The organism is Brevundimonas sp. AVps31 (assembly GCF_058681355.1).
In genome coordinates this window covers 2,994,003-3,009,942 of the sequence record NZ_CM178736.1, presented here as the reverse complement: position 1 = coordinate 3,009,942, position 15,940 = coordinate 2,994,003, and the positions used below count along the sequence as shown (strand labels likewise).

The following is a 15,940-nucleotide window of genomic DNA, read 5'->3' as shown; positions in this document are numbered from 1 at the left end:
CGGGCCGTCAGGCCCGCGCCTTCACCTTCCGCGCCGGTTTGACCGGCTCGGCCGACAGGCTCGCCACGCGGGCCTTGCGGCGCGTCTCGTGGCGATCCAGCACCTCTTTCAGATATTTGCCGGTCCAGCTGGCGGGGTTGGCCGCGACCTCTTCCGGGGTGCCGACCGCGACGATCTCGCCGCCGCCGTCGCCGCCCTCGGGACCGAAGTCCAGCAGGTAGTCGGCGACCTTGATGACATCCAGATTGTGCTCGATCACGACGATGGTGTTGCCGGCCTCGACCAATTCCTGAAGCACCTCCAGCAGCTTGCGGGTGTCCTCGAAATGCAGGCCCGTGGTCGGCTCGTCGAGGATGTAGAGGGTCTTCCCGGTAGCGCGCTTGCTGAGCTCCTTGGACAGCTTGACCCGCTGGGCCTCGCCGCCGGACAGGGTGGTGGCCGACTGGCCGACCTTGACGTAGCCCAGGCCGACCCGCTCCAGCGTCTGCATCTTGTCGCGGATCGGCGGCACGGCGGTGAAGAAGCGCGCGGCCTCTTCCACCGTCATGTCCAGGACGTCCGAGATTGACTTGCCCTTGAACACGATCTCCAGCGTCTCGCGGTTGTAGCGCTTGCCGTGGCAGACGTCGCAGGTGACGTAGACGTCGGGCAGGAAATGCATCTCGATCTTGATCAGGCCGTCGCCCTGGCAGGCCTCGCAGCGGCCGCCCTTGACGTTGAAGCTGAAGCGGCCGGGGCCGTAGCCGCGGGCCTTGGACTCCGGCAGGCCGGCGTACCAGTCGCGGATCGGGCCGAAGGCGCCGGTGTAGGTGGCCGGGTTGGAGCGCGGGGTGCGGCCGATCGGCGACTGGTCGATGTCGATGACCTTGTCGAACATCTCCAGCCCCTCGATCCGGTCGAAGGCGGCGGGGGCGTCCGAGGCGTTGTGCAGCCGGCGCGCGGCGGCCTTGTACAGGGTCTCGATGGTGAAGGTCGACTTGCCGCCGCCGGACACGCCGGTGACGCAGGTGAACAGGCCGGCGGGAATTTCGCCGGTGACGTTCTTCAGATTGTTGCCGGTCGCGCCGCTGATCCTCAGCATCTTCTTGCGGTTGACCGGGCGACGGCCCTCGGGCGGCAGTTCGATCTCCCGCTCGCCGGTCAGGTATTTGCCGGTCAGGGAGTTGGGATTGGCCATGACCTCGGCCGGCGTGCCCTCGGCGCAGACCTGGCCGCCGTGAACGCCGGCGGCGGGGCCCATGTCGATCACATAGTCGGCGGTCAGGATGGCTTCCTCGTCATGCTCGACCACGAGGACCGAGTTGCCGAGATCGCGCAGGCCCATCAGGCTTTCCAGCAGCCGGGTGTTGTCGCGCTGGTGCAGGCCGATCGACGGCTCGTCCAGCACATAGAGCACGCCGGTCAGGCCCGAGCCGATCTGTGAGGCCAGCCGGATGCGCTGGCTTTCGCCGCCGGACAGGGTGCCCGAACTGCGCGACAGGCTGAGATAGTCGAGGCCGACGTTGTTGAGGAAGCGCAGGCGGTCGGTGATCTCCTTCAGGATCCGCCGGCCGATCTCCATCTGCTTGTCGGTCAGCTTGTCGCCCAGCGCGGTGAACCAGTCATGGGCGCGCTTGATCGACAGCCAGGACACCTCGGCGATGTCCTCGCCCGCGACCTTGACCGCCAGGGCTTCCGGCTTGAGGCGCTTGCCGCCACAGGCGTCGCAGGGCGTCTCGGACTGGAAGCGGCCCAGCTCCTCGCGGACCCAGGCCGAGTCCGTCTCGCGCCAGCGCCGTTCGAGGTTGGGCAGGACGCCCTCGAAGGCCTTCAGCGTCTCATATTTGCGGGCGTTGTCGTCATAGACGAATTTGATCTTCTCGCCGCCCGAGCCGTGCAGGATCACGGTCTGGGCCTTGCCCGGCAGCTCTCGCCACGGCTTGTCCATCGAGAAGCCGTAGTGGGTCGAGAGCGACTGCAGCGTCTGGGTGTAGAGCGGCGACGGGCCGCGCGACCAGGGCGCGACGGCGCCCGCGTGCAGGGTCTTGTCCTTGTCGGGCACGACCATGTCGGCGTCGAAGGCCAGTTTCACGCCCAGGCCGTCGCACACCGGACAGGCGCCGAACGGGTTGTTGAACGAGAACAGCCGCGGCTCGATCTCGCTGATGGTGAAGCCGGACACCGGGCAGGCGAATTTCTCGGAGAAGGTGATCCGGCGCGGGCCGGTCTCGCCCTCCATGGTGTTGGCCCATTCAGCCACGGCGATGCCGTCGGCGAGGCCCAGCGCGGTCTGCAGGCTGTCGGCGTAGCGGCTCTCGAGACCCTGTTTGGTGACGATGCGGTCCACGACGATGTCGATGTCGTGCTTGAACTTCTTGTCGAGGGTCGGGGCGTCCTCGATGGCGTAGAACTCGCCGTCGATCTTCAGCCGCTGGAAGCCCGCGCGCTGCCACTCGGCCATCTCCTTCCTGTACTCGCCCTTGCGGCCGCGCACGACGGGAGCCAGCAGCAGCAGGCGTTCGCCGTCGGCCAGGGCCGTCAGCTTGTCCACCATCATGGAGATGGTCTGGCTCTCGATCGGCAGGCCGGTCGCGGGCGAGTAGGGGACCCCGACCCGCGCCCACAACAGGCGCATATAGTCGTGGATTTCGGTCACGGTGCCGACGGTCGAGCGCGGGTTCTTGGACGTGGTTTTCTGCTCGATCGAGATGGCCGGCGACAGGCCTTCGATCAGGTCGACGTCCGGCTTGCCCATCAGTTCGAGGAACTGGCGGGCATAGGCGCTGAGGCTCTCGACATAGCGCCGCTGGCCTTCGGCATAGATGGTGTCGAACGCCAGCGAGGATTTGCCCGAGCCCGACAGGCCGGTCATCACCACCAGCTTCTCACGCGGGATATCGAGATCGACGCCCTTGAGATTGTGCTCACGGGCGCCGCGGACGCGGATGAAGTTATGCTTTTCGGTCATGGATTCCGGGAACGCGGGAGGGCCGGGGAGGGTCCGGCGCGACAGCGCTATATGGGGGATGGTTCGGAGAAATCAGCAAGAACAATATAGGAACCTGCGCGGAACGGCGCCAGACTGCTGACAGCAGGTGGCAGCAGGAGATCGGTTGCGCGGCCGACGGGCTTCGTGCTGAGTGGCGGAAGAGGCCACGGAGGGACGATGCGCAGATTGATCTACAGCATGGCTGCGTTGCTTGCGCTGCTGACCGCCGGGTGTAATTTCAACGCCACGACCTCTCAGTCGAACACCGAGCTCAACGGTCAGGCCGAAGCTCTTTACAGAGATCTGGCCGCCGGCCGTGACGACGCCGTCGTCGCGCGCATGAGCGACGCCAACAGTCCGGCACAGGTGCGCGCGCAACTGCCCATGCTACGCCGCTTGATCGGTCAGGCGACTCCGCCTGCCCCGGCCGTGGTCGGAACACAGACCGTGCGCAGCACCCAGGGCTCCTTCTATTCCGTCGGCCAGGACTACGAGTACGCCGACAGGCTGGTTCACGTGGAGACCCGCTTCAGGGGCGAGAACGAGCAGTGGAAGGTTGAGGCGTTCAACGTCAACGTCCGGGCGAAGGCCGACGCCGCGCCGGAGGAGGACCTGCTGGTGGTTCAGGAGGCTCCGTCGGTCAGTTCGGATCCGTCGGACGGCGCCCAGGGCCGCCGATAGCGCTCGCCCGGCCCCAGCAACACGCTGTTGGCGTTGGCGACGCCCAGTTCGAGGCTTTCGGCGATGCGACGGGCGCGCGCCATGAAATGGGCGGCGGCGATGGGCGGACAGACGTCGTTCGCGGTCTCTTCAAACAGCATCAGCCAGCGGTCGAAATGGGTCGCGTCAATGGGCAGGGGCAGGTGTTTCGGCATGGGCCGTCCCTGATAGACGCCGGTCGACAGGGCCACGGACGACCAGAACAGCTTCATCTGCGCCAGATGCGGACCCCAGTCCTCGATCCGCCCGGCGAAGATCGGGCCGATCAGGGCGTCGTCGCGGACCCGGGCGTAGAAGGTCTCGACCAGTCGGTCGATCATCGCCTCGTCGATGCCGGTCTCCGTGCGGATGCGATCCGTCGCCGCCTGACGACGGGCAGCCAAGGCTTCGGCGGTGTCGGCATGGGTCATGGCCCTGATCTAGTCTTGGCCGGGCCGGGGGGCCAGTGCCGGTGACCCCGCGTCAGTCGTCCGCGATCAGGAAATCGCCGGCGTTGAAGGTCAGGACGCAACGCGGGTCGCCGCCCGCCGCATCGACGGTGCAGTAGTCGACGCCGATCAGGTTGCGTTGAACCCGGGCGGTCGAGCGATAGCGGCGACCGTCGTGGGCCCACCCCGTGTCCATGGCTGCGCTGTGGGTCTCCAGCGCGGACCAGAAGGCCGAGGCGACGGGGCCGTCGCAGGTGAACAGCAGCAGTTCCTCGCCGCCGTCGATCACCTGCCGATAGCTGCCCCGGGCGGCAGCCTGACTGAGGCAGTCGGCGTAGAGCCGGGCATGGGGCGCGGCTGTCTGCGAGGCCAGAGGCGCATAGTCCGGCGGGCCGGGCAGGGGGTCGGGTCCATGGGCGCAGGCGCCGGCGACGAACAGGCCGGCGACGGCGGCAAACCGGATCAGATGACGCATGGAACAGTCCTCCCGACGGCAAACTGTCACGCTCTCGTCAGCGCGGCCAGCCGCTAAAGGGCTTGCGCGGGGAACGATCCGCACCCATCCTTCATTCATCGAGTGAGTTCACTGGAGGCACGACGATCATGATCAGCACGCTGGAAATCGGTTTCGCCCTTTCCGCCACCTTGCTGACCGTGCTCGCCTATGCCCTCACTCCCAAGCCGAAACCCGTCCGTATCCGCACTCGTGACGCTCGATCGCGTCGCGGCCCGCACGCCTGACGGCCATACCCTCTTCTCTGAGCTGAGCCTCCCTTTCGGGCGGGAGCGCACCGGACTTGTCGGCCGCAACGGGTCAGGCAAGACCACGCTGCTGCGCCTGATCGCCGGACTGGCCGAACCCGTCGAGGGCGTGATCCGTCGCGCCGGGGCTGTGGCCTGGCTGGAGCAGCGCGCCGAGCCCGCGGCCGCCGAGACCGTGACCGACACCCTGGGCGTGGCCGGGCCGCTGTCCCTGCTTCGGCGCGTGCTGGCGGGGGAGGGCTCCGTCGATGATCTGGCGCTCGCCGACTGGACGCTGGAAGCGCAGATCGAAGGCGCGCTGGATGAGGTCGGCTTGAGCGGGCTGGACCTGTCACGCCCGACGGCTTCTCTGAGTGGCGGGGAACAGACCCGATTGCGGCTTGCGGCCCTGCTACTGGACCCGCCGGACCTGTTGCTGCTGGACGAGCCGACCAACCACCTGGACCGTGAGGGGCGGGACCGGATCGCCGACCTGCTGGGCCGCTGGCCCGGCGGGATTCTGGTCGTCAGTCACGACCGGGCCCTGTTGCGCCGCATGGACCGCATTGTGGAGCTGTCGAGCCTCGGCGCCGCAGTCTATGGCGGCGGGTACGACCTGTATGCCGCGCGCAAGGCGTCGGAACGGGCCGCGGCCGAACGGGATCTCGAGGTCGCGGGACGGGAGGCCGGGCGGATCGCGCGTGAGGGCCAGAAGGCGGTCGAGAAGAAGGCGCGCCGCGATCGCGCCGGGCGGGCCTTTGCGATGAAGAAGTCCGAGCCCGCCATCCTGCTGGGCGCCATGGCCGAGCGGGCGGAAAACTCGGGCGCGCGCGACAACCGGCTGGCCGAGCGTCGCGCCGAGGCGGCGGAGGCCGCGCTGTCGGCGGCGCGGGAGAAGGTGGATCGGGTGCGCGCCCTGGACATTCCGATGCCGCCGACCGGGCTGGCGGCGGGCCGGACCGTGCTGGCGATGGACGGGGTGGCGTGGGACGCGCCCGATGGACGGCGGATCGTGGGGCCGGTGTCCCTGACCCTGACCGGACCGGAGCGGGTGGCGATCACCGGGGCGAACGGGGCGGGCAAGTCGACGCTGCTGAAGTTGATCGCCGGGACGCTGGCGCCGACGTCGGGTCGGGTCGAGCGCCCCGTCGCCGCGGCCCTGCTGGATCAGGAGGCCGCGATCCTGCGACCGGAAGAGACGCTGGTGGAAGCCTGGCGGCGCCTCAATCCCGAGACGACCCCGAACGCGGCGCAGGCGGCGCTGGCCCGGTTCCTGTTCCGAAATGTGGCGGCGCAGAAGCGCGTCGGCGCCCTGTCAGGCGGCGAGCGGCTGAGGGCGGCGCTGGCCTGCGTCATCGGCGGCGCGCGGCCCGCGCAACTGTTGATCCTGGACGAGCCGACCAATCATCTGGACCTCAAGTCCATCGCGGCGGTGGAGGCGGCCCTGCGCGGCTATGACGGGGCGCTGGTGGTGGTCAGCCACGATCCGGACTTCCTCGACGCAGTGGGCGTCGACCGGACAGTGGCGCTCTAGCCCCAGCCGACGACTTCCCCAAGACGCCGCGATGTGGCGGCGGCGCTGCGCGGGACGACCGGTTCGGCCGTCGGCTTGCCGTACAGCCAGCCCTGGGCATAGCCGACCTGCAACTCGCGGATCACGGCGGCCTGGCCCTCGGTTTCGACCATCTCGGCGACGGTCTGCATGTCCAGTTCGGCGCACAGGTCGACCAGATGGCGGATCAGGGTGCGCGAGCGATCGTTGGTCTCGACATCCCGGATGAAGCCGCCGTCGATCTTGACGAAGTCGGCGCGCAGGCTGCGGATGTAGTCCCAGGTCGCCAGGCCCATGCCGAAGTCGTCCAGGCAGACCTTGATCCCGGCCGAGCGCAGGGCGCCGATGCGGCGGTTGGCGGCCCCCAGATCGGGAATGGCGGCCGTCTCGGTCACCTCGATCATCAGCCGCCTGCGCATGTCGCGATCGGCATCGGTCAGCTTCAGGATGGTGGCGACATACATGTCGTTGCACAGCGAGGCGCCGGAGACGTTGACCGCCGTCTTGACCAGACCGAAGCCCGGCTGGCGCAACTGCTTGAGCACCTTCTCCGCGACCGCGAGGTCGAACCCTTCGATCAGGCCCAGTTCCTCGGCCATGCGGATGGTGGCGGCGGGGCCGGTGGAGCCGACCAGCCGGGCCAGGGCCTCGAAATGGTGCGCAGCGCCGGTGCCCAGATCCACGATGGGCTGGTACTGCAGCTCGAACTGACGCGACCGCACCAGGGCGCGGAACTCTTCGGCCTCCTGCATGGTCTTGCGCAGGGCGTCGGAGAACAGAACGTCGGGACGCACCGCCGCGCCGTCGCGGATACAGCCGTCCAGGGCGAAGCGGAGCGCCTTCATCACCATGTCGGGCGGCGTCGACCGCGACAGGGAGACCTGGGTCGCCGCGGCCGTCAGCGACAGGCCCTCGGCCTGGCCGGCCTCATTGACCTCGGAGGCCAGATCCCGCGTGTCCGCGATGTTGCGCAGGACGGCGAACCGCTCGGGCGACAGGCGGGCCGCGCTTTCGCCGTCCGCGGACACCGCCTGAAGCACCGCTTCGATCCGCGAGGCCGCCCGCAGAAACCGTTCGTCATCCGTGGCGGCGAGGCCCGGAACGTCCACGAAGGCGAAGGCCAGGTCGCCGGTGTCCGGCTGGCCCGTCAGGGTGTCGCGCACCCGGCCGATCAGGCCGCGCGCATCCAGCAGCGGCGCCGACTGCGGAATCTCCAGCGCGAAGGCCGGGCCTTCCCAGGTCAGGGCGCAGGACACGGCGGGAGCCAGATCGGGCAGGGCGAAGGCGGAGAGCCGGGCGCGGCGCACCTTGCCGTCGCCACAGGCCATCAGGATATCGACCGGCGCGGTCCGCAAGCCGGGCTTCACATCGCGCAGAAGCCCCTCGACGATCGCGCGGCTGGCGTGTCCGAGAAGGGAGGCGAGGGGCCGGCCGGACAGGTCCATGCCCGGCGTGGGCGTGGCCCCCAGGAAGAAGGCGATGTTCCGGTCGCCATCCAGCTCGATCAGGAGATCCGCCGAGGCAAACGCGAGACCGAGGAGCCGGGACTTGGTTTTCATGCCCGAAAACCTGCGCTCTCCGGATGAATTTCGCGCATACGAAAAGCCTTAACGGCGATCAATCAGGCGGTGCGGTTCAGCGCCACGGCGCGACCGTCGCCGGCGTTGGCCCGACCCGACGCGCCATAGGCCGAGGGCGAACCGCGCTGGGCGGTCACTTCGGCCGCGATGGTCTTGACCAGGCCTTCGGAGATGACGCGCGCCGCCTCGACCGCGCGGGCGTGGCGCGACAGCACCGTCTCGAAGATCTGGGTGGCGCGGATCAGGGCCGAGCGATGCGCGGCCGGCGCGGGGCTGATGGCCGCCGGATTGGCCTTCAGCTGGGCCGACTCGCGGCGATAGGCGTTGGCCAGTTCCTGGGTCTGGGCGACGGTGGCGGCGGCGTCCTGCGGACGGCGGGCCTCAAAGGCCTTCGACTCCTCGATCAAACAGGCGGTCAGACGCTCGGTCAGGTCGGTCATCTGGCGCACGCGGGCGGTGGCGTTGAGGACGGCGGCGTCGGTCATTGGGCTTGTCCCTGTTCCTGCATCTTCAGCATCTGGGCGACGACCTGGTCGGCCAGGCCGATGCCGCCGGCGGCGACCGTCTGTTTCGCCATGGCGTCGATCATGAAGCTGCGCCACTGACCCTCGGCCTCGCCGCCGCCGCCGATCCCGTCGGTCTTCAGCCCTTCGAACATCGGCTTGAGCATCTGCGACAGGAAGGAGGCCTCGAACTGTTCGGCGGTCTCGCGCATCCGGGCGCTGACCTGGGGCGCGCCGGGCAGGCCGGGCAGGGCGGCGGTGATGGACAGGTCGGTCATGCTCACATCACCTCGATGTCGGCTTGAAGGGCGCCCGCGGCCTTGATGGCCTGCAGGATCGAGATCATGTCGCGGGGGCTGACGCCGAGGGCGTTCAGGCCGTTGACCAGGCTGGACAGGGACGCGCCGCCGCCCAGCATGCGCATCTGGACGCCGCGCTCCTCCTCGACCGTGACGGTGGACTGGGGGACGACGACGGTCTGGCCGCCCCGGCTGAAGGGCTCGGGCTGGCTGACCTGCGGGTTTTCCTGCACCGAGACGGTCAGATTGCCTTGGGCGATGGCGACGGTGGAGACGCGGACGGCCTCGCCCATGACGATGACGCCGTTGACCTCGTCGATGATGACCTTGGCCGGGGCGTCGACCTCGACCGGCAGGTTCTCGACCCGGCTGATGAAGCCGGCCATGCCGAGGCTGCCGGGGGCGCGCAGGGCGATGACGGTGCCGTTCTCGGCCAGCGCCGTGTTGGGATAGGTCTGGTTGATGACCGCGGCCACGCGCTGGGCCGTGGTGAAGTCCGGGTTGCGCAGCGTCAGCCGCACTTCGTTCATGTTCGCCAGTTCGAAGCCGGTCTCGCGCTCGACCGTGGCCCCCGAGGCGATCCGGCCGGCGGTCGGCACGCCGCGCGTCACCGACGAGCCGGACGCGCCCGAGGCCGAGACCGAGCCGGTCTGGATGGAGCCCTGGGCCACGGCATAGACCTGACCGTCCGCGCCCTGAAGGCTGGTGACGATCAGCGCGCCGCCCAGCAGGCTCTTGGCGTCGCACATGGAGGAGACGTTGACGTCGATGCGGGCGCCGGGGGTGGCGAAGGCGGGCAGTTCGGCCGTCACCATGACGGCGGCCATGTTCTTGGTGTTGGCGGTCGAGCCCCGGATGTTGTTGCCCAGCCGCTCGCTCATGCCTTCCAGCGACTGGCGGGTGAAGGGGCAGTTGCGCAGGGAGTCGCCGGTGCCCGCCAGACCCATGACCAGTCCGTAGCCGACCAGCTGGTTGGAGCGGACGCCCTCGATGGCGGCGATGTCCTTGATCCGCGACTGGGCCATCGCCGGCGCGGCGAATCCGGCCAGGGCGGCGGCGGTCAGGAGGGAGGCGAGCAGTTTCTGCATCGGTCGGCGGTCCGCGAACAGTTGTGCAGCTCGTGATGCCAAAGCCGTGCCACGAGAAAAGGTCAGTGATTTCAGTGCGACCCATGCCTCCCTGCCCGGCGCCGGAGGCAGAATCTGCCGGGCCGTTAACCAAACAGTGACCCCCGCGGCCGATGGTCGGGCATGATCTGGAGTCTCACCGCATGAAGGTCACAGGCGCCACCGGCCCCACGGCTTCTTCGGGTTCGCGTCCCGCGCAGGCGGCGGGCGGCTTCTCCGTGCCCGGCGCGGGGGCCGCCGCGCCGAGCAGCGCCCCGGCGGCGGCCTCCGCCATGTCGGGCGTGGCGGGCATGAACGCCCTGATGGCCTTGCAGGGGGTGGAGACAGCGACCGAGCGTCGTCGTCGCGCCGTGCGTCGCGGCAGCGGTCTGCTGGACCGTCTGGACGAACTGAAGCTGGCGCTGCTGAGCGGCGAGGCCGGGGAGGGCGCGCTGGAGCGGCTGGGGCGAACCCTGAAGGAAGAGCGGCCCGAGGACGCCGATCCGGCCCTCACCAGCCTGCTGGATCAGATCGACCTTCGCGCTGCGGTTGAGCTCGCCAAGGCTAATCTTCGCCGCAACGCCGCATAATCCGGCGAAATCATCCCGAAAATCTCGCGAAGGTCGCGCGGTGTGATGAAGAAATGTCACGGTACGCGCTGCGGATTAATCTTTCGGCTCACGCTCGCGAGAGGCTTGTTGCCGCGACTCTTCGTCATGCCTATACGCAGCACTGCGCCACAGGGGGGCGCTGTTTAGAGCGTGAGTGCGATGAACGCATTGGCGTCAGTGATCGAGCCGGCTGCGTACAAGCCGTCCGACGATGAGCCGTTCATGAATGAGCGGCAGCTGGCCTATTTCAAGGGCAAGCTCATGGACTGGAAGGATGACATCCTTCGCGAGTCCAAGGGCACCGTGACCAATCTGAAGGCCGAGACGGAAAACCACCCGGACATCGTTGACCGGGCGTCTTCCGAATCCGACCGCGCGCTGGAGCTGCGCACCCGGGATCGTCAGCGCAAGCTGATCTCCAAGATCGACGAGGCCCTGCGCCGGATCGAGGACGGGTCGTACGGCTACTGCGAGGAAACCGGAGAGCCCATCAGTCTCGGCCGCCTTGAGGCCCGCCCGACGGCGACCCTGTCGGTCGAAGCCCAGGAACGCCACGAGCGCCGCGAGCGGGTTCACCGCGACGACTGAGCATTCAGGCGGGAAATGCCGCCTGAATATCCGTCCGCAGGCAGCCGTCGCCCTTGTAAAGCAGGGGCGCACGGGGGCGTTCATGACGCCTGCCAATTCAACCTGATCAGCCTCGTGCCCAAGCCACGCCTTGACTTCGCCGGGTTGGAGGGCGACCTACGCGCCTCGATTTCAAGGTTGCTCTTCCCATGACCGTCAAGGTTCGTTTCGCCCCGTCGCCGACGGGTAAGCTGCACGTCGGCAATGTCCGCACCGCCCTGGTGAACTGGATGTTCGCCAAAGGGCAGGGCGGTTCCTTCGTCCTGCGCATCGACGACACCGACCTGGCCCGCTCCACGCCCGAGTTCGAACAGGGCATCGAGGACGACCTGACCTGGCTGGGCATGCCGTGGGACGAGCGCCACAATCAGTCCAAGCGGTTCGACCGCTATGAGGAGGCCGCCGCGCGCCTGAAGGCCGATGGCCGCCTCTACGCCTGTTACGAAACCTCGGAAGAGCTGGACCGCCGCCGCAAGGTGCAGCTGTCGCGCGGCCTGCCGCCGATCTACGACCGCGCCGCGCTGGAGCTGACCGAGGCCGAGAAGGCCGCCTATGAGGCCGAGGGCCGCAAGCCGCACTGGCGCTTCAAGCTGGAAGGCAAGCGCGTCGCTTGGGAGGATCTGGCGCGCGGCCACGCCGAGGTGGACACCGCCTCGATGTCGGACCCGGTGCTGATCCGCGAGGACGGCCTGTTCCTCTACACCCTGCCGTCGGTTGTCGATGACATCGACATGGCCATCACCCACGTCATCCGGGGCGAGGACCATGTGACCAACACCGGCGCCCAGATCGAGATCTTCGAGGCGCTGGGCGGCCCCGTGCCCGCGTTCGCCCACATGCCCCTGCTGGTCGGCGCCGACGGCGCGGCCCTGTCCAAGCGGCTGGGCTCCCTGTCGATCGCCGAGATGCGCGACCTCGGCTACGAGCCGATCGCCATCACCAGCCATCTGGGCCGCATCGGCACCTCGGACCCGCTGGAAGTCGGAACCTCGGTGCAGGCGCTGGGCGACAGCTTCGCCTTCTCCAAGATGGGCCGTTCGCCGGCGCGTTACGACACCGCCGATCTGGACCGTCTCAACGCCCAGGCCCTGCACGCCATGGACTACGCCGTGGCCCAGCCCCGTCTGGCGGCCCTCGACGCCGATCTGGGCGAGGGCTTCTGGAACGCCGTGCGTCCGAACCTGCAGAAGTTCGCCGACGTCAGCGCCATGGCCGCCATCGTGCGCGGCCCGATTACGCCCGTGGTCGAGGACCCGGACTTCGCCGCCGCCGCCTTGGCCGTGCTGCCGGAGACGGTGGACGAGTCCCTGTGGCCGACCTGGACCCATGCGGTGAAGGAGGCGACGGGCGCCAAGGGCAAGGGGCTGTTCATGCCGCTGCGCCTGATCCTGACCGGCCAGCCCCACGGCCCCGACATGGCGGCGATCGCCCCGATGATCGGCCGCGAGCGGATCGTGCAGCGGCTGAAGGGCGAGACGGCCTAAGCCGCGCCGCGATCCCGGACAGCAAAAAAGGCCGCCCCTCGCAGGGCGGCCTTTTCCATTTCAGCGAGGCGCTTGCCGATCAGGCGGCGTTGCAGGCCGTCAGTTCTTCCGCCGACAGGGTCACGCCCTTGTAGGTGAAGGCCGAGACCGTGCCGAAGCGGGCGACGACGCGGCGGCAGGCGCGGGTGGCCGGCTGGTTGGCGCCGCCCGAGGCGGTGCAGGTCGCGCCTTCACAACGCCAGTTGGCGCCGTCGATGATGGTGCGGCTGGCCGGGGCCTTGGCAGCGTCGGTCAGGACGGCGCTGGTGACGGGAGCTTGGGCGAAGGCGGGGGCGGCGACCAGCAGGGCCGCGGCGACGAGGAAGGCGCGCATTTTGGAAGTCTCCGATGAGGTTGGACGCCCTTCGGCGACCACCATCTCAGTGTGCGTTGTTATTCGAAACTGTCAAGAGCGGGTTGCCAAACGAAACGCGGCAACCGCGACCTGATCGACGATTACTTACCGTTGATCATGTTTCAAGTGAGGCAGATCGTCCGCGCTCTGCATCAGGGCGATCGCCTGTTCGACCGTCTCGACCACGGCGTAGCCGTCGCGGAAGGTCTCCGGCGTCATCTTCTGTTCGATGCCGGTCTCGATCGCCGCCAGAAGAGTGTCCCAGAAGCCGTTGATATTGAGGAAGATCACCGGCTTGCTATGCAGGTCCAGCCGCTTCCAGGACAGCACCTCGATCACCTCTTCCAGCGTGCCCACCCCGCCCGGCGCGACGACGAAGGCGTCGGACTGGTCGTACATGATGGTCTTGCGCTCGTGCATGGAGGTGACGACCAGGGTCTCGACCTCGTCGAACAGCCGCTCGCGGCTGCGCAGGAAGCCGGGCATGACGCCCAGCACCCGGCCGCCGGCCTCGTGCGCCGCCCGGGCGGAGGCGCCCATGAGCCCCACGCCGCCGCCGCCATAGACCAGCCGCCAGCCCGCCTGCGCCGTCATCACGCCGAACTGCTGGGCGGCGACGGTGTAGGCCGGGTCGGACCGGTCGGAGGAGCCGCAGAACAGACAGACGGACTTGCCGTCGAACGGCTGGATGGTGATGGACATGGAACCTCGATGAAGTGGAGACAGCGGCGGCCCCGCCGCGCTATCCGGGGGGCGTATTCCTAGCGGCGGGAGAGACGGGATGAAACGGGCCATCTGTGTCGCGGCGGTTATCACGGCGCTCGCCGCTGTGGGCGGCTGCTCTCCGGCGCCGGATCAGCCGAGACGCGGCGCCGCCGGAAACGCCACGGGCTGGACCCAGCCGCCCCGAATTCTGTCCGTGCGGCGCGCGATGGCGACCCTGATCTTCACCGGCCGGGCCGAGCCCGGCGCGCGCGTGGCGCTGCGCAATGACGAACGCGTGGCCTATGCGGCGGCCGCCGATCCGGACGGGCGATTCGAGATTCGCATGGCCGCGCCCGCCGGGGCCCTGCTGCTGCGCCCCGAAACCCAAGTCGGACAGGACGCCGTCGTCTCGCCCGAGCGACTGCTGATCATCGACGGCGGGCGGGGCCCCATCGCCATCCTGCGGCCGGGCGGACCGGCGCGACGACTCGATCCCGGCCCGGCCCTGGGCGCCATCGACAGCGACGACGAGTCGCGACTGGCCTCCGGCGTCGCCGCCGCGGCGGGACGGCGGGTGGAGATCGAGGCCGCCGGCGAGCAGTTGCAGGCCCTGTCCGCGGATCAGGGGGAGTGGAGCGTGCTGCTGGGGGCGTTGGCGCCCGGCGCGGCGGTGCGCGTGGGCGATCAGTCCTTCGTCTGGCCCGGTCCGGGAACCGCCGGCGCGCCCCTGGTGGTCAAGCGGGCGGGCGAGGGCTGGCGCGTCGGCTGGACCGGTCCCCGGGACGCCGTGCAATGGACCTGGCTGCCGGACGGCCGCGCCGGGCGCTGATTTACGATCAGTTAACCAATTCGGTCGCAGGGAGGATTGTCTTCTCTTTTTCGAGGACACCCACCATCACCGAACTTTTCAGCCCGGCGCTCGCGTCGGGCTTTTTTCTTGCCCGCGACACAGAGGCGCCGAGGACGCGCAGGCGTCAGGGCCCCGAAGGGGTGGATTTCTGATTGTCGGATCATTTCGCCGGCGGCCCGGAAAGGGCGATGGCTCCGCGGGTAGGATTCGAACCTACGACCAGCCGATTAACAGTCGGCTGCTCTACCACTGAGCTACCGCGGAAGGGGTTTCGCTCGGGAAGGCGGGCGCTATAGCAGCGGGAATCGAATGTGCGCAACGGGAAATGTCAGACTTTGAAAAACTTCCGCGTCGAGAGCCCTGAAGACCCCCGCATCTCGGGCTTCCGCGACATTCGTGAAAGGGACCTGACGGGCCGTCAGGGGCTGTTCGTGGCCGAGGGCGAGGTGGTGCTTCGGGTCCTGACCTCGCCGCACGCCCTGTGCCGCCCGCGCGCGGTGCTTCTGGCGGAGAATCGGGTCGAGGGGCTGGCGGATGCGCTGGAGGGTCTGGGCGACGACGTGCCCGTCTATGTGGCGGGGCAGGGGGTGCTGGACGCCATCGCGGGCTTCCCGCTGCACCGGGGCATCCTGGCGCTGGGCGAAAAGCCGCCGGCCGCGCCGCTGGAGGCGCTGATCAAGGGGTCGGGCGAGCCGGCGCTGGTGGTTCTGGCCTGTGGAATCGGCAACCACGACAATATGGGCGGCATCTTCCGCAACGCCGCGGCCTTCGGCGCCGATGCGGTGCTGCTGGACGCGCGCTGCTGCGATCCTTTCTACCGCAAGGCCATCCGGGTCTCGGTCGGGGCGGTGCTGCGCACGCCGATGGCGACGGGTCTGGAGGCGGGCGCGGCGGTGGAGACACTGAAGGCGGCGGGGTTCCGCGTTCTGGCCATGACGCCGTCGGCGACGATGACGCTGGACCAGGCCCCGGTCGGAGGGCGCGTCGCCATCGTGCTGGGTCCCGAGGGGCCGGGCCTGGAGCCGGACCTGATCGCGCGCTGCGAACCGGTCGGCATCCGCATGTCAGGCGGGTTCGATTCCCTGAATGTCGCCGTCGCGGGGGCCATCGCCCTGCATCATTTCGCGCGCCGGGCGTAAAACGATCACCAAATTGCGATTAACGCTTTCTACACCTTGTTGAACCGCCGGACCTGTGGCGCTCTGGCGATGTCCGGGGAGGGATCAGCATGTTCGGCGGTATTCTGGTTTTCGTCAGTCGCAACGCACGGGTCGGCATCGCCGTGGCCGTGGTCGCCGCCGCCGTGGGCGCGGCCGGGGCCATCGGCTGGGTCACGGCCCCGGTCGGCTGACCGGCCCTGTCTTCAGGCCTC

Annotated in this window: 18 protein-coding genes and 1 tRNA gene; 9 read left to right on the top strand and 10 right to left on the bottom strand. The window is 68.9% G+C overall.

Translation table 11 applies throughout. The features are described from left to right. Window positions 1–7: 7 nt before the first annotated feature. The gene (gene uvrA, locus ACW174_RS14690) at window positions 8–2,947 is read right to left on the bottom strand and encodes an excinuclease ABC subunit UvrA (protein WP_492015172.1); all 2,940 of its coding nucleotides are present in this window, start codon (window positions 2,945–2,947) and stop codon (window positions 8–10) included. Between the two features lie 219 nt (window positions 2,948–3,166). On the opposite strand from uvrA, the gene ACW174_RS14685 reads away from it, so the two are divergent. Further along, window positions 3,167–3,649 carry a hypothetical protein gene (locus ACW174_RS14685; RefSeq protein WP_492015171.1) on the top strand — a complete coding sequence of 161 codons (483 nt, stop codon included), beginning with the start codon at window positions 3,167–3,169 and terminating at the stop codon, window positions 3,647–3,649. Here ACW174_RS14685 and ACW174_RS14680 read toward each other — a convergent pair. Together ACW174_RS14680 and ACW174_RS14675 are read right to left on the bottom strand one after the other, a co-directional pair. Then, window positions 3,592–4,098 (bottom strand): group III truncated hemoglobin, encoded by a 507-nt coding sequence (locus ACW174_RS14680; RefSeq protein ID WP_492015170.1) that lies wholly within the window; start codon window positions 4,096–4,098, stop codon window positions 3,592–3,594. The two genes, ACW174_RS14685 and ACW174_RS14680, sit on opposite strands and share 58 nt — an antisense overlap. A gap of 52 nt (window positions 4,099–4,150) precedes the next feature. Then, window positions 4,151–4,591: a hypothetical protein gene (locus ACW174_RS14675; RefSeq protein ID WP_492015169.1), complete on the bottom strand. Its 441-nt coding sequence runs from the start codon at window positions 4,589–4,591 to the stop codon at window positions 4,151–4,153. Between the two features lie 128 nt (window positions 4,592–4,719). Here ACW174_RS14675 and ACW174_RS14670 point away from each other — a divergent pair, with 128 nt between their 5' ends. Both ACW174_RS14670 and ACW174_RS14665 read left to right on the top strand, forming a co-directional pair. Further along, window positions 4,720–4,857, top strand: a complete 138-nt coding sequence (locus ACW174_RS14670) for a hypothetical protein (protein WP_492015168.1) — start codon at window positions 4,720–4,722, stop codon at window positions 4,855–4,857. Next, the gene (locus tag ACW174_RS14665; RefSeq protein WP_492015167.1) at window positions 4,823–6,391 is read left to right on the top strand and encodes an ABC-F family ATP-binding cassette domain-containing protein; all 1,569 of its coding nucleotides are present in this window, start codon (window positions 4,823–4,825) and stop codon (window positions 6,389–6,391) included. Before ACW174_RS14670 ends, ACW174_RS14665 begins: the two co-directional genes overlap by 35 nt. Here the strand turns inward: ACW174_RS14665 and ACW174_RS14660 are convergent. The 4 genes from ACW174_RS14660 to ACW174_RS14645 all read right to left on the bottom strand — a co-directional run bounded on the left by ACW174_RS14660 (window position 6,388) and on the right by ACW174_RS14645 (window position 9,879). Next, window positions 6,388–7,968 (bottom strand): EAL domain-containing protein, encoded by a 1,581-nt coding sequence (locus tag ACW174_RS14660; RefSeq protein ID WP_492015166.1) that lies wholly within the window; start codon window positions 7,966–7,968, stop codon window positions 6,388–6,390. The two genes, ACW174_RS14665 and ACW174_RS14660, sit on opposite strands and share 4 nt — an antisense overlap. 62 nt (window positions 7,969–8,030) lie before the next feature. Beyond that, window positions 8,031–8,474, bottom strand: a complete 444-nt coding sequence (locus ACW174_RS14655) for a flagellar basal-body protein FlbY (protein WP_492015165.1) — start codon at window positions 8,472–8,474, stop codon at window positions 8,031–8,033. Beyond that, window positions 8,471–8,770: a rod-binding protein gene (locus tag ACW174_RS14650; RefSeq protein ID WP_492015164.1), complete on the bottom strand. Its 300-nt coding sequence runs from the start codon at window positions 8,768–8,770 to the stop codon at window positions 8,471–8,473. Before ACW174_RS14650 ends, ACW174_RS14655 begins: the two co-directional genes overlap by 4 nt. 2 nt (window positions 8,771–8,772) lie before the next feature. Continuing rightward, window positions 8,773–9,879: a flagellar basal body P-ring protein FlgI gene (locus ACW174_RS14645; protein ID WP_492015163.1), complete on the bottom strand. Its 1,107-nt coding sequence runs from the start codon at window positions 9,877–9,879 to the stop codon at window positions 8,773–8,775. A 182-nt stretch (window positions 9,880–10,061) separates the two neighbouring features. On the opposite strand from ACW174_RS14645, the gene ACW174_RS14640 reads away from it, so the two are divergent. From ACW174_RS14640 to gltX, 3 genes are all read left to right on the top strand, one after another. After that, on the top strand, window positions 10,062–10,487 hold the full coding sequence (locus tag ACW174_RS14640; protein ID WP_492015162.1) for a flagellar assembly protein FliX: 426 nt from the start codon (window positions 10,062–10,064) through the stop codon (window positions 10,485–10,487). A 180-nt stretch (window positions 10,488–10,667) separates the two neighbouring features. Next, a complete protein-coding gene (gene dksA / locus ACW174_RS14635) occupies window positions 10,668–11,096 on the top strand; it encodes an RNA polymerase-binding protein DksA (RefSeq protein WP_492015161.1) in 429 nt (142 codons plus the stop codon). A gap of 188 nt (window positions 11,097–11,284) precedes the next feature. Further along, window positions 11,285–12,619, top strand: coding sequence for a glutamate--tRNA ligase (gltX, locus tag ACW174_RS14630; protein WP_492015160.1), 1,335 nt, complete (start codon window positions 11,285–11,287; stop codon window positions 12,617–12,619). 79 nt (window positions 12,620–12,698) lie between these two features. On the opposite strand, the gene ACW174_RS14625 is transcribed toward gltX, so the two are convergent. Further along, window positions 12,699–12,992 (bottom strand): DUF8200 family protein, encoded by a 294-nt coding sequence (locus ACW174_RS14625; protein ID WP_492015159.1) that lies wholly within the window; start codon window positions 12,990–12,992, stop codon window positions 12,699–12,701. 126 nt (window positions 12,993–13,118) lie between these two features. After that, entirely contained in the window at window positions 13,119–13,715 is a 597-nt protein-coding gene (locus tag ACW174_RS14620; protein WP_492015158.1) for an LOG family protein, read from the bottom strand. Between the two features lie 79 nt (window positions 13,716–13,794). Between ACW174_RS14620 and ACW174_RS14615 the strand changes: the two genes are divergently transcribed. Further along, entirely contained in the window at window positions 13,795–14,547 is a 753-nt protein-coding gene (locus tag ACW174_RS14615; RefSeq protein WP_492015157.1) for a hypothetical protein, read from the top strand. 210 nt (window positions 14,548–14,757) lie between these two features. Here the strand turns inward: ACW174_RS14615 and ACW174_RS14610 are convergent. After that, window positions 14,758–14,832: transfer RNA gene (locus tag ACW174_RS14610), tRNA-Asn, on the bottom strand. A gap of 71 nt (window positions 14,833–14,903) precedes the next feature. Between ACW174_RS14610 and ACW174_RS14605 the strand changes: the two genes are divergently transcribed. After that, window positions 14,904–15,707 (top strand): TrmH family RNA methyltransferase, encoded by an 804-nt coding sequence (locus tag ACW174_RS14605; RefSeq protein WP_492015156.1) that lies wholly within the window; start codon window positions 14,904–14,906, stop codon window positions 15,705–15,707. Between the two features lie 89 nt (window positions 15,708–15,796). Next, complete coding sequence (locus ACW174_RS14600) at window positions 15,797–15,919, top strand: hypothetical protein (RefSeq protein ID WP_492015155.1); 123 nt, start codon at window positions 15,797–15,799, stop codon at window positions 15,917–15,919. Window positions 15,920–15,940: the final 21 nt, after the last annotated feature.

Excerpts from the sequence above, each read along its gene's own strand:
- uvrA (WP_492015172.1), bottom strand. The coding sequence starts at position 2,947 with ATGACCGAAAAGCATAACTTCATCCGCGTCCGCGGCGCCCGTGAGCAC.
- ACW174_RS14685 (WP_492015171.1), top strand. The coding sequence starts at position 3,167 with ATGGCTGCGTTGCTTGCGCTGCTGACCGCCGGGTGTAATTTCAACGCC.
- ACW174_RS14680 (WP_492015170.1), bottom strand. The coding sequence starts at position 4,098 with ATGACCCATGCCGACACCGCCGAAGCCTTGGCTGCCCGTCGTCAGGCG.
- ACW174_RS14675 (WP_492015169.1), bottom strand. The coding sequence starts at position 4,591 with ATGCGTCATCTGATCCGGTTTGCCGCCGTCGCCGGCCTGTTCGTCGCC.
- ACW174_RS14670 (WP_492015168.1), top strand. The coding sequence starts at position 4,720 with ATGATCAGCACGCTGGAAATCGGTTTCGCCCTTTCCGCCACCTTGCTG.
- ACW174_RS14660 (WP_492015166.1), bottom strand. The coding sequence starts at position 7,968 with ATGAAAACCAAGTCCCGGCTCCTCGGTCTCGCGTTTGCCTCGGCGGAT.
- ACW174_RS14655 (WP_492015165.1), bottom strand. The coding sequence starts at position 8,474 with ATGACCGACGCCGCCGTCCTCAACGCCACCGCCCGCGTGCGCCAGATG.
- ACW174_RS14650 (WP_492015164.1), bottom strand. The coding sequence starts at position 8,770 with ATGACCGACCTGTCCATCACCGCCGCCCTGCCCGGCCTGCCCGGCGCG.
- ACW174_RS14645 (WP_492015163.1), bottom strand. The coding sequence starts at position 9,879 with ATGCAGAAACTGCTCGCCTCCCTCCTGACCGCCGCCGCCCTGGCCGGA.
- ACW174_RS14640 (WP_492015162.1), top strand. The coding sequence starts at position 10,062 with ATGAAGGTCACAGGCGCCACCGGCCCCACGGCTTCTTCGGGTTCGCGT.
- dksA (WP_492015161.1), top strand. The coding sequence starts at position 10,668 with ATGAACGCATTGGCGTCAGTGATCGAGCCGGCTGCGTACAAGCCGTCC.
- gltX (WP_492015160.1), top strand. The coding sequence starts at position 11,285 with ATGACCGTCAAGGTTCGTTTCGCCCCGTCGCCGACGGGTAAGCTGCAC.
- ACW174_RS14625 (WP_492015159.1), bottom strand. The coding sequence starts at position 12,992 with ATGCGCGCCTTCCTCGTCGCCGCGGCCCTGCTGGTCGCCGCCCCCGCC.
- ACW174_RS14620 (WP_492015158.1), bottom strand. The coding sequence starts at position 13,715 with ATGTCCATCACCATCCAGCCGTTCGACGGCAAGTCCGTCTGTCTGTTC.
- ACW174_RS14615 (WP_492015157.1), top strand. The coding sequence starts at position 13,795 with ATGAAACGGGCCATCTGTGTCGCGGCGGTTATCACGGCGCTCGCCGCT.
- ACW174_RS14600 (WP_492015155.1), top strand. The coding sequence starts at position 15,797 with ATGTTCGGCGGTATTCTGGTTTTCGTCAGTCGCAACGCACGGGTCGGC.